We start from the raw sequence: 11,650 nt of genomic DNA, 5'->3' as shown, positions 1-11,650 counted from the left end.
ACAACGGCAGCACATCACAACGCCCCGATATCCCACCGCGGCATCTTCGGCGCCCTGCGCCCCGGCACCCTCCCACTCAGCAGAATCAACCGAGCCGCCCGATGCCGCTGCCCCGCATACGGCTCCAGCAACTCCAGCATCACGGAGTCATCCGCATCCCGGTCCCCGGCCAACGCCCACCCCACGATCCCGGGCAGATGCAGATCCCCCACGGTCACCTCGTCCGGCGCCCCATGACTGCGCTGCACCGTCTCCGCCGACGTCCACGGCCCCACCCCCGGCAACACCTCCAGCCGCGCCCGAGCCGCCCCCGGCTCCATCCCGGCCGCCTCCTCCAACCGCCCGGCCACCCGCACCGCACGCAGAATCGTCGACGCCCGCTTGTTGTCGACCCCGGCCCGGTGCCACTCCCACGACGGGATCAACGCCCACGCCCGAGGCTCCGGCATCACACACATCCGCCCGGGCGCGGGCCCCGGCGCCGGCTCCCCGAACTTCCGCACGAGCAACCGCCACGCCCGATACGCCTCATCGGTCGTGACCTTCTGCTCCAGAATCGACGGAATCAGCGACTCCAGCACCAGCCCGGTCCGCGTCAGCCTGAGCCCCGGCCGCCGATGCCGGGCCAGCGCCACCAGCCGGTGCCGGGGCACGAACACGGACGGATCATCAGCGCCCCCGAGCAGCTCCGGCAACCGGTCCAGCAGCCACTCCGCCCCGGGCCCCCAGGCCTGGCCGCGCACCCCACCGCCGTACGCGCAGACCCGTAGCGTCCCGGGTCCGGCGGGCGTGCGACAGGCCCGCCACACGGACCCGTCCGGCATCGCCCGGAACGTCGGATCACCCGGCCCGCGCCGCAGCGGCCCGAGCACCAGACCGAGATCCAGCGGCCCGTCCGGCCCCCAGTCGCGCACCCGCCCCGGCCCCGCCGCCTGCCGCGGCATGCCCCCGGCGACGCCGACATGCCCGCCGCGCACGGTCGTAGACGTGGGCCGGGGAGCGAACCGTCCTGCCATGAGTGAAGTCCCTGGCTAAGAGAGGAGCAGCGCTAAGAGCGTAGGCGCCGGCCGCCGCCGGTCACCGCACCTCGATGAAAGCCCCCGCGTCCCGCTCCGGCCGTGGCCGCGGCTCCTCCGCCGGATGCCCGACCGCCACCGCGCCCATCGGGTCCCAGTCCGCCGGCAGCCCCAGCACCTCGCGCACCACGTCCCGGCAGAACATCGTCGAGGACACCCACGCCGACCCCAGCCGCTCCCCGGCCAGTGCGACCAGGAAGTTCTGCACGCCGGCGCCCGCTGCGACCACGAACATCTCCCGCTCGGCCCCGTCGCGCCGCGCGTCGCCGTAGGTGTGCGAGCCGTCCATGACCAGACAGGGGACGACGAGGTACGGCGCGTTGCGCAGGACGTCCCCCCGCCGCACCCGCTTGGCGATGGACTCCTCCGTCTTGCCGTCCCGCCGCAGATCGGCGATCCAGGCGTCGCGCATGGCGTCGAGCAGCCGCGTCCGCGACTCCTCGGACTCCAGCAGCACGAATCGCCACGGGGTGGTGTGGTGCGGCGCCGGGGCCGTCACCGCCGCGGCCACCGCCCGCCGTACCGCTCCGGGGTCGACGGGCTCGTCCGTGAAGGCCCGGACCGTACGCCGCTGGGTCACCGCCAGCCGTATCGCCTCCGACGTGCCGAGCCGGAACATGTCGTCGCGCGCGTCGCGCGCCATGGCCCGCGCTCCCTCTGCGTCGCCCTGCGCCAGCACGTGCGGCAGGCCGCGCACCACGGCGACGGGGAGCCCGGCCGCCTTGCCCTTGACCAGGTCGCCGGCCGCGGCGAGTTCGTCGGCCGTGGCGACGACGGTGGCGCTGAGCGGGTTGCCGTACGCGTCCGTGCCGCCGCGCAGATCGTCCAGTACGCGCACCCCGGCGGCACCGATCGCGACGTCCGTGAGCCCCGCACGCCAGGGCCGCCCGAACGTGTCGGTGACGACGACACCGACGTCGACGCCGAGGATGTCCCGCAGTCCGTCGCGGATCGCACGGGCGGAGGCGTCCGGGTCCTCGGGCAGCAACAGCACCGTCCCGGACGGGGTGTTGGACGCGTCCACCCCGGCCGCGGCCATGACGAGGCCCTGCCGGTTCTCGACGATCCGGAGACTGCCGCGCCGGGCGACCACCCGTACCGTCTCGGCGTCGATGGCCGCCTCCCGGTCGGCCGCCCGGACCGCCCGGCCCTCGGCCTTGGACACGATCTTCGACGTGACCAGCAGCACGTCCCCGTCGGCCAGACCGGGCTCGGCGGCCGCGATCAGCTTGGCCAGATCGGCCCCGGCCGCGACCTCGGGCATACCGCCCAGGGCCCACACCCGGTACCCGTCGGCACCCTGCCGGTTCTCCGGGACCTCGCCGCTCAAGCTTCCCGCACCTCCTCCGCCAGAGCCAGGGCCTCCCGCGCCATCTGCGCGGCCGCGTCCGCGTCGGTCATCATCAGCGGCACGGCCCGGCAGCGGATCCCGGCCGCCTCGACCCGATCCACCGCGCCGGCGTCCACCGTGTCGACGAGCCAGCCGTCCAGCAGGCCCGAGCCGTAGTGCTCGGCCACCGCCGGCGCGGTCGACTCGACGCCCACGGCGGCGAGCACCTTGTCGGCCATGCCCCGCACGGGCGCGTCACCGACGATGGGGGACAGGCCGACCACCGGCACCCCGGCGTCGGCGATGGCCTCCCGGATGCCGGGCACGGCGAGGATCGTGCCGATCGACACGACCGGGTTGGACGGCGGGAAGAGGATCACGTCCGCCTCGGCGATCGCCTCCAGCACACCCGGCGCGGGCTTGGCCTGGTCGGCGCCCACCGGCACGATCGCCTCCGCGGGCACCGAGGCGCGCAGCCGCACCCAGTACTCCTGGAAGTGGATCGCCTTGCGCTCGCCGTCGACCTCTACGGCCACGTGCGTCTCGACGCGGTCGTCGGACATCGGGATCAGCCGCACGCCCGGCTGCCAGCGGTCGCACAGCGCCTGGGTCACCGCGCTCAGCGGGTAGCCGGCGCCGATCATCTGCGTCCGCACGATGTGCGTGGCGAAGTCCCGGTCGCCGAGGCCGAACCACTCGGGCCCGACGCCGTACGCCGCGAGCTCCTCCTTGAGGTGGAAGGTCTCGTCGGCGCGCCCCCAGCCCTGCTCCTCGTTGATGCCGCCGCCGAGCGTGTACATCACCGTGTCGAGGTCCGGGCAGACCTTCAGCCCGAAGAGGTGGATGTCGTCCCCGGTGTTGCCGATGACCGTGATGTCCGCGTCCGGCACGGCCCGCTTCAGACCACGCAGGAACCGGGCACCACCGATGCCGCCTGCCAGAACCACAATGCGCATGGAAGCCAGTCTTGCAGGCCCCTACGACAACCGGTCAGCGGCTACGGCAACCGGTCAGGCCGTCAGGGCACCCGGCACGCCCCGGGCCGTGCAGTGCTGGGCTACGGGGGTCCCCCCGGTCGAACGAAGTTGAGACTGGGGGAGCATCGGCATCTGCGTCAGGCCCGGGTAGTAGACGTGCAGGCTGACCGCCGACTCCAGTGCGTCGTTCACGACTTCGTGCACGTACCCCGGCGCGAAAACGCGCTGCGCGCCTGTCCGCAAGGCGCGTGCGCCCCGCTCCGTGCGCTCGGTCAGCGTGCCGTCCAGCACGGTCAGCACACCGGAGGAGCGGCCGTGGTCGTGCAGCCCGCTGCCCTGCCCGGGCACCCAGGACAGCAGCCACACCTCGTAGCCCGGGCCGGTGCGCAGCCGGTGGTACCAGCGGCTGGTCGCGTCGTACCGGACGAGGTGCTCCCACTGGGAGCGGTCGGCGGCGATGGAGCGGGCGAGTCCGACGAACTCGGCGACGGTGGCCGGGTGCTCGCGCGGGGTCTGGAGCAGATGCTGGACTTCGAGGATGTCGCCGGCGATCTGGAGGTCGCTGTCGCTGTTCATGGGTGTGGTGGTTCCTCAGTGAAAGAAGGTCAGAGGGAACAGAGGCCGAGAGACGGGTGGCTCGGCCTTCAGCTGGAGCAGGTGGAGCTCAACAGCTGGAACAGCAACAGCTACAGCGAGCGTGGGCAGCACCGAGGAACCCGGCGGAGCGGGTCGAGGTGAGTGCCAAGTTCGCGAGCATGCCCACAAGGACACCGGTTCACACCCTCACTGTCAACTCGGCACCCGGTATGTGGGATGTGGTTCACCTCATCCGGTCGTTCACTCAGATGAAAGGTTTGTTCACGGCTCGGCCGGGACACATGGCGTCCAACCGGGAGCGCGAAACCTCGTTGCGTACTCGTGATCCGACTGTGATCCGTTTCGCTTCGAGGTGCGTGTCGGAACGAGATCGAACCTCTGGGCGTCCTTCTCCGTACAGGTCTGCAAGGGGTCCGGCGGACGGCGTGAGCCCGTGCGGGCTCCGTCGGTGTGTCAGGTTTTATGGTGATTTGAACACTTTCCGCTTGGGCTTGGTTCCGCAGAGTGAATAAGGGGCTCAATAGCAGATCTCGGCTTGACTCGCCCGGAGCAGCACACTTGTAATTTCACTCGTGTCGTTCAGCCGGAATCGGTAACGGCTAGATCACGGGGACGCGAAAGACAGACGAGGGGCGCACATGACCGAGACGGTGCAGCAACTGCTGGTCGACGACGCGGACGAGGAACTCGGCTGGCAGGAGCGCGCACTGTGCGCCCAGACCGACCCCGAGTCCTTCTTCCCCGAGAAGGGCGGCTCGACCCGGGAGGCCAAGAAGGTCTGCCTCGCCTGTGAGGTCCGCTCCGAGTGCCTCGAGTACGCCCTCGCCAACGACGAGCGATTCGGCATCTGGGGCGGCCTGTCCGAGCGGGAGCGCCGCCGGCTGAAGAAGGCAGCGGTCTGACCGGCATCCCGGATTCGTACGTACGCACGGCACGAAAGGCCCGTCGCAGGTGGGTTATCCACAGGCGGCGGGCCCCCTTGTTGCGCAGCCGATAGTGTGGTCGCTCGTCCGAGACGCCCTGCTGCCCCCACCGGTCGCAGGCGTCCACCGCAGTCCACCGAACCGGGGCCCGTACCTCGATGTCCGTGCACAGCCACCCGGCAGCTCATCACGACAGCGCTGCCACAGCCGTGTTTGACCCGGCCCGCCCGCCCGAGTTCCCGCGTCATGTGGTGACCGCGGTCCTCGTCTCCCACGACGGCGCCCGCTGGCTGCCCGACGCGCTCGCCGGGCTGCTCGGCCAGGAGCGACCCGTCCAGTACGCGATGGGCGCCGACACCGGCAGCGCGGACGACTCCGCCCAGCTGGTCACCGACGCCCTCGGCGCCGACCGCGTGCTGCACCTGGCCCGCCGCACCGGCTTCGGCCAGGCCGTCGAGGAGTGCGGCCGCACCGCCCCGGTCCTCACCCCGGAGCAGCTCCCGTACCTGAAGCGGCCCAGCGGCTGGGACCCGGTCACCCGCTCCTGGCGCGACGACGCGTACGACATGCCCGAGCTCCCGCACGGAGAGCCGGTGCAGTGGCTGTGGCTGCTGCACGACGACTGCGCCCCGGAGCCCGACGCCCTGGCCCAGCTGCTGCGGGTCGTGGACAACGAGTACGAGCTCGGCCGCGAGGACGTGGCCGTCGTGGGCCCCAAGCTCCGCGGCTGGTACGACCGGCGGCAGCTGCTGGAGGTCGGCGTCAGCATCGCCAACTCCGGCCGCCGCTGGACCGGCCTGGACCGCCGAGAGCAGGACCAGGGCCAGCACGACCACGTCCGGCCCGTGCTGTCGGTGTCCACCGCCGGCATGCTGATCCGCCGAGACGTCTTCGAGCAGCTCGGCGGCTTCGACCGCCACCTGCCCCTCATGCGCGACGACGTCGACCTGTGCTGGCGCGCGCACGCGGCGGGCTACCGCGTCCTGGTCGCTCCCGAGGCGGTCGTCCGGCACGCCGAGGCGGCCTCCCGCGAGCGCCGCACGGTCGACTGCGTGGGCCGCACGGCCGCCTCCCCGCACAAGGTCGACAAAGCCGGCGCCGTCTACACCCTGCTCGTCAACGCGCGTACGGCCGTGCTGCCCTGGGTGCTGCTGCGGATCGTGCTCGGCACGCTGCTGCGGACCGTCGCCTACCTCGTCGGCAAGGTCCCCGGACAGGCCGTCGACGAGATCCGCGGCCTCATGGGCACGCTGCTCAGGCCCGAGCGGATCCTCGCCGGGCGGCGCGGCAGAGGCGCCCCCCGGATGGACAAGGACGAGCTGCGGCCGCTGTTCCCGCCGCCCGGCGCGACCGTCCGCATGACCGTCGAGCAGGTCGCGAGCAACCTCGTCGGCCGCGCCGATCCCGAGGTCGCCGCCGGCGCCGGACGGCACGGCGGTGCCGTCGAGTCGGGCCCCGGCGGCGACGACGCCGACTTCCTGGAGATCGAGCAGTTCGCCCGGCTCAAGCGCATCGCGCGCAAGCCCGGCCCGGTGCTCTTCCTGGTGCTGCTGCTCGTCTCCCTGGCCGCCTGCCGCGAACTCCTCGGCGGCGGCGCCCTCTCGGGCGGCGCCCTGCTGCCCGCCCCGGCCGACTCCTCCGAACTGTGGGCGCGCTACCTGGACGCCTGGCACCCGGTCGCCGCCGGCGGCACCTCCTCCGCGCCGCCCTACATCGCGCTCGTGGCGATGCTGGCGTCCCTGCTGTTCGGCTCGACCGGCCTCGCCGTCACGCTGCTGCTCGTCTGCTCGGTGCCGCTGGCCGGTGTCACCGCCTACTTCGCCTCCCGCCCGCTGGTCGAGTCCCGGCTGCTGCGCGCGTGGGCGGCCGTCGTCTACGCCTTCCTACCCGCCGCCACCGGCGCCCTCGCCGGCGGCCGGATCGGCACCGCCGTGCTGGCCGTGCTGCTGCCGCTCATCGCCCGCGCGGGCATCGCCGCCAGCGGCCTGGCGAACCCCTCGGGAGCGCGCGGCAGCTGGCGCGCCACCTGGGCGTACGCGCTGCTGCTGACCATCACCACCGCGTTCACCCCGATCGTGTGGCCCATCGCGCTGCTCCTCGGCGCCGGGCTGCTGGTCATCCGCCGGTCCGACATCACGGCGTACGGGCTGCGGTTCCTCGCCCAGCTCGGCACGCCGCTGCTGCTCCTCGCGCCCTGGTCCCTGTCGCTGCTCCCGTTCGGCTTCTTCCAGGAAGCCGGTCTGGAGTACGGGCCCTCGGCCGCCTCCCCCCTCGACCTGCTGGGCGCCAGCCCCGGCGGCCCCGGCACCGTCAGCGGCCTCATGCTGATCGGCATCGTGCTGGCCGCGCTCGCCGCCCTGCTCCGCTCGGAACGCCGGCTGGGCATCTGGACGGCCTGGACGGCCGCCCTGACCGGCTTCGTCTTCGCGGTCCTGGCCAACAGCTCCACCTGGTCCGGCCCCGCGACCCTCGTCTACGGCATCGCCCTCCTGGCGGCCGCCGCGCTCGGCGCCGACGGGGCACGCGCGCGTGTGGCCGAGCAGAGCTTCGGCTGGCGCCAGCCGGTGGCCGTGCTGATCGCCTTCGCCTCGGCCGCGGGCCCGCTGCTCGTCGCCGCGGGCTGGATGATCCGCGGCGCCGACGGCCCCCTGGAGCGGCGTGACCCGACCCAGGTCCCCGCGTTCGTCGCCGAGGAGAGCGGCAGCAGCGACCAGGCCCGCACCCTCGTCCTCGACAGCGACTCCGCCTCCCACGTCGGATACATGCTGGTCCGCGGCTCCGGCGCCCGCCTCGGCGACGGCGAGATCGCCGCGGCCGACGGCGAGAACGGCAGGCTCGACAAGGTCGTCGCCAACCTCGTCGCCGGCTCCGGCGCCGACCAGGCCGACCAGCTCGGCGGCTTCGCCGTGCGCTACGTCCTCGTCCACCAGGGCGCGCCCCGCGACGTCACCCGCGTCCTGGACGCCACGCCCGGCCTGACGCGGCTCAGCCAGCAGGACGGCGGCGCGCTGTGGCAGATCGACCAGGAGGTCGCGCGCGCCACCATCGTCCCCGCCTCCGGCTCCGGCACCCCCCAGCCCGTCCCCGCCGGACCCGTCGACATCCACACCACGATCCCGACCGGCTCCGACGGACGCGTGCTGCGCCTGGCCGACACCGCCTCCGACGGCTGGAGCGCCACGCTCGACGGCAAGCCGCTCACCCGCACCACCGTCGACGGCTGGGCCCAGGGCTTCGAACTCCCCGCCACCGGCGGCAGGCTGGACGTCACCTACGACGACCCGGTCGGCCACACCGCGTGGCTGTGGGCGCAGGGCATCCTCGCCGTCGTGCTCGTGGTGCTCGCCCTGCCCGGCCGGCGCCGCGACATCGACGACGACCTGCCCGAGGAGCCGGCCGTCCCGGCCCAGCCGGTCGCGGGCGAGGGCCGCAGGGCCCGCCGCCTGCGCGCCCAGGCGGAAGCCGAGGCCGAAGGGGCGGCACACCCCGAGGAGTTCCCGCCCCCGCAGCCCGAGCAGCCCCCGGCACACATGCCCCAGCAGCAGAACTACGGGATGGGGGTCCCCCCGGGCGAGGATGTTCGAGCCTGGGGAAGGGACAACGCCGCCTACCAGAGCGGCGACTACGCGAACTACGGCGACCAGTACCAGGGCGCCCAGTACCCGGCGGACGCATACGGACAGCAGTACCCGGCGGATCCGTACCAGGGCGGCCAGTACGACCCGTACGCGTACGGCGGCGGCCAGCCCCAGAACCCGTCGTACGACCAACAGGGCTACGACCAGACCGGCTACGACCAGGCCTACCCCCAGGCCTACGGCACGCCGTACGACCCGGCGCAGCAGCAACACCCCCACGGCACGGGCAGTGAGCGTCCCGACGGGAGCCAGCAGTGAACCGCACCACCCTGTCCCTGATCGCCGGCGCGACCGCGCTCGCCGCCGTCACCGGATTCGCCGCGCTGTCCGCCCCGGACACCCCGGGCTCGGACACCACCGCCAAGGCGGCCGCCCAACTGCCCGTGGAGCGCACGAGCCTGCTGTGCCCCGCGCCCAGCATGTCCGACATCGCCGAGACGTCCTACTCCTCCTTCACGCCCGTCACGAAGGGCACCGGGAGCGGCGGCAAGGCCGAACTCCAGGCGGCCGCCCAGGAGTCGCGAGAGGGCTCGGGCGCGGGCGGTGACAAGGGCAAGGGCAAGTCCGGCGAGCGGAAGACGGACAAGCCCGTGCTGACATCCAAGGAGCCCGGCAAGCCGGTCACCGGGGACAGTTCGGGCGCCGAATCGCCCGCGCTGGTCGGGACCGCGGACGGCAGGTTCGCGCCCGGCTGGACGGTCCAGGAGACGACGGAGGTCGCCGCGGGGACCGGGCGCGGCCTCCAGGGCGTCAACTGCACGGCTCCGGACACGAGTTTCTGGTTCCCCGGCGCCAGCACCGCGGCCGACCGCACCGACTACGTCCACCTGACGAACCCCGACGACTCGGCCGCCGTGGTCGATATCGAGCTCTACGGCAAGGACGGCACCCTGCAGTCCACGGTGGGGGAGGGCATCACGGTCCAGCCGCACTCCAGCGAGCCGCTCCTGCTGTCCACCCTCACCGACGAGCAGCAGACCGACCTCACCGTGCACGTCAACGTCCGCAGCGGGCGGGTCGGCGCCGCCGTGCAGGCCCTGGACGACAAGGTCGGCGGCGACTGGCTGGCGGCGTCCGCGGACCCGTCGGGCAGCCTGGTCCTGCCCGGCATCCCCAAGGACGCCACCTCCGTGCGCCTGGTCGCCTTCACCCCCGGCGACGCCGACGCGGACCTCAAGCTGCGCCTCGCCTCCCCCTCCGGGCTGATCACCCCGGCCGGACACGAGACGGTGCACGTCAAGGGCGGCATGACCACCGCCGTCGACCTGGGCGACGTGACACGCGGCGAAGCGGGCTCCCTGGTGCTGACGCCGACCGACCGGTCCGTGCCGGTCGTGGCGGCCCTGCGGGTCGTACGCGGCAAGGGCGACAAGCAGGAGACGGCTTTCATCCCGGCCACCCGCCCCGTCCGCACGCGCGCGACCTCCGCGGACAACAGCGCCAAGGGCAGCACGCTCTCCCTGACCGCCCCCGGCCGCACCGCCACGGTCGAGGTCACCGCCTCGGCGGGCAGCGAGGGCGGCACGCCGGTGTCGAAGACGTACACGATCAAGGCCGGCACGACCCAGGACATCGAGCCCCCGGTCCCCAGCGGACTGAAGGGCACCTACGCGCTCACGGTCGAGCCGAAGTCCGGCGGCCCGGTCTACGGCGCCCGCACCCTGGCGGCGACGCAGGGCGGCGTCCCCGCCTTCACCGTGCAGACGCTCCCCGACGACCGGGGGACGGTGGCCGTACCGGAGGCGGACGAGGATCTTTCGGTGCTGCAGAAGTAGTCCTGACCGCTGCGGTCGGTGCTGCGGAAAGCAGCTCTGACCGCCGCCGGCCGTCTCAGCCCTGGTCCTCGCCGTACCGCGGATCCACCGTCTCCGGCGTCAGCCCCAGCAGCTCGGCGACCTGCTCGACGACGATCTCGTGCACCAGCGCCGCCCGCTCGTCGCGCCCCTTGGTGCGGATCTCGACCGGCCGCCGGTAGACCACCACGCGCGCGGGGCGCCCCTCGCGGGCGCTGACCGTGCCACCCAGCGGAACCGCCTCGTCGTTCCAGGCCTGGCCGGGCCCGTCGAGCCGCGGCACCTCCAGCACCAGGAAATCGATGTCGGCGAGCTGCGGCCACCGCCGCTCCAGGCGCTCCACGGAGTCCTGCACCAGATCGGCGAACGCCTCCGCACGGCTGGCGGCGAGCGGCACCTGCGGCGGTGCGATCGGGCCGCGCATGCCCCGGCCGTGGCGATCACGGCGGCGGGGCCCGGGGGCGGCGGCTCGGGGCGTTACGGGCTTGTCCATCACTGGTGAAGGGTAGTCCCCGCCGCGCCCCGGCGCCCGGCACCGCACGGCGCTGGAGACGGCTTCCGGCCGACGGGTACGGCATGTCGTTACATGACCATTCCAGCCAAGGTTGGGCTCGATTCCGTATCCCGCCGAGACTGGTGACCTCACGGCAATTGACGGTTTTATGACGACTCTTGACCGCTTGAGAGGTCGTTCGGCATCCCGGACGACGGTGTCCGGGCAGGTCAGCAGGGTGTGCCGGAAGGGGTGTGTGGGGCGTTTCACAGCACGACACGGGGGGGTGACCTGGTGGAGAGTCGTCGCGGCCCGCTCAAGAGTGCGGTACCGTCCAACGTCGTGAGCCCTGTACGTCGCTGTTCGCGCACCGCCTGCGGCCGTCCCGCCGTCGCGACGCTGACGTACGTCTACGCCGACTCGACCGCGGTCCTCGGCCCGCTCGCCACCTACGCCGAACCCCACTGCTACGACCTGTGCGCCGAGCACTCCGAGCGCCTCACCGCCCCTCGCGGCTGGGAGGTCGTCCGGCTCCTCGACGGCTCGGCCCCGGCGCGTCCCAGCGGCGACGACCTGGAAGCGCTTGCGAACGCCGTGCGAGAGGCGGCCCGCCCTCAGGAGCGGGCGGCCGGGGCCGGTGGCGGCGGCCGCGCGGCCGACCCGAGGGAGGTCGCCCGGCGAGGGCACCTGCGCGTCCTCCGGTCGCCCGACAGCTGACCCGCACCCCCGGTTCCTCCCCGCGCACACCCATTGACGCGGGCTTGGCGCGGACATGACCATTCCGTTTTGAGGCTGCGAGAAATCGCTTTCGCATGACGGAAAC

General features: G+C 73.2%; 9 protein-coding genes. 4 read left to right on the top strand and 5 right to left on the bottom strand.

Features of this window, described 5'->3' with window-relative positions; all coding sequences use genetic code 11:
* Nucleotides 1-14 precede the first annotated feature (14 nt).
* The 4 genes from PV963_RS17995 to PV963_RS17980 all read right to left on the bottom strand — a co-directional run bounded on the left by PV963_RS17995 (nucleotide 15) and on the right by PV963_RS17980 (nucleotide 3,959).
* Complete coding sequence (locus PV963_RS17995) at nucleotides 15-1,016, bottom strand: DNA-3-methyladenine glycosylase family protein (RefSeq protein ID WP_274816751.1); 1,002 nt, start codon at nucleotides 1,014-1,016, stop codon at nucleotides 15-17.
* 61 nt (nucleotides 1,017-1,077) lie between these two features.
* The gene (locus PV963_RS17990; RefSeq protein ID WP_274816750.1) at nucleotides 1,078-2,406 is read right to left on the bottom strand and encodes a coenzyme F420-0:L-glutamate ligase; all 1,329 of its coding nucleotides are present in this window, start codon (nucleotides 2,404-2,406) and stop codon (nucleotides 1,078-1,080) included.
* On the bottom strand, nucleotides 2,403-3,362 hold the full coding sequence (gene cofD / locus PV963_RS17985; protein ID WP_274816749.1) for a 2-phospho-L-lactate transferase: 960 nt from the start codon (nucleotides 3,360-3,362) through the stop codon (nucleotides 2,403-2,405). The genes PV963_RS17990 and cofD overlap by 4 nt, the downstream gene beginning before the upstream one ends.
* 54 nt (nucleotides 3,363-3,416) lie before the next feature.
* Nucleotides 3,417-3,959: a cysteine dioxygenase gene (locus tag PV963_RS17980; RefSeq protein ID WP_274816748.1), complete on the bottom strand. Its 543-nt coding sequence runs from the start codon at nucleotides 3,957-3,959 to the stop codon at nucleotides 3,417-3,419.
* 659 nt (nucleotides 3,960-4,618) lie between these two features.
* Here PV963_RS17980 and PV963_RS17975 point away from each other — a divergent pair.
* The 3 genes from PV963_RS17975 (at nucleotide 4,619) to PV963_RS17965 (ending at nucleotide 10,316) form a co-directional block, all read left to right on the top strand.
* On the top strand, nucleotides 4,619-4,882 hold the full coding sequence (locus tag PV963_RS17975; RefSeq protein ID WP_010034659.1) for a WhiB family transcriptional regulator: 264 nt from the start codon (nucleotides 4,619-4,621) through the stop codon (nucleotides 4,880-4,882).
* A 179-nt stretch (nucleotides 4,883-5,061) separates the two neighbouring features.
* Entirely contained in the window at nucleotides 5,062-8,799 is a 3,738-nt protein-coding gene (locus PV963_RS17970; protein ID WP_274816747.1) for a glycosyltransferase family 2 protein, read from the top strand.
* Complete coding sequence (locus PV963_RS17965; protein ID WP_274816746.1) at nucleotides 8,796-10,316, top strand: DUF5719 family protein; 1,521 nt, start codon at nucleotides 8,796-8,798, stop codon at nucleotides 10,314-10,316. The genes PV963_RS17970 and PV963_RS17965 overlap by 4 nt, the downstream gene beginning before the upstream one ends.
* Nucleotides 10,317-10,371: 55 nt before the next feature.
* Here PV963_RS17965 and PV963_RS17960 read toward each other — a convergent pair whose 3' ends face one another.
* Nucleotides 10,372-10,827, bottom strand: coding sequence for a metallopeptidase family protein (locus PV963_RS17960; protein WP_150481237.1), 456 nt, complete (start codon nucleotides 10,825-10,827; stop codon nucleotides 10,372-10,374).
* Between the two features lie 294 nt (nucleotides 10,828-11,121).
* Between PV963_RS17960 and PV963_RS17955 the strand changes: the two genes are divergently transcribed.
* Nucleotides 11,122-11,544, top strand: a complete 423-nt coding sequence (locus PV963_RS17955; RefSeq protein WP_274816745.1) for a DUF3499 domain-containing protein — start codon at nucleotides 11,122-11,124, stop codon at nucleotides 11,542-11,544.
* Nucleotides 11,545-11,650: the final 106 nt, after the last annotated feature.

Source organism: Streptomyces coeruleorubidus (genome assembly GCF_028885415.1).
GTDB classification, from domain to species: Bacteria; Actinomycetota; Actinomycetes; order Streptomycetales; family Streptomycetaceae; genus Streptomyces; species Streptomyces coeruleorubidus_A.
This window is presented reverse-complemented; position numbering and strand designations above follow the sequence as displayed.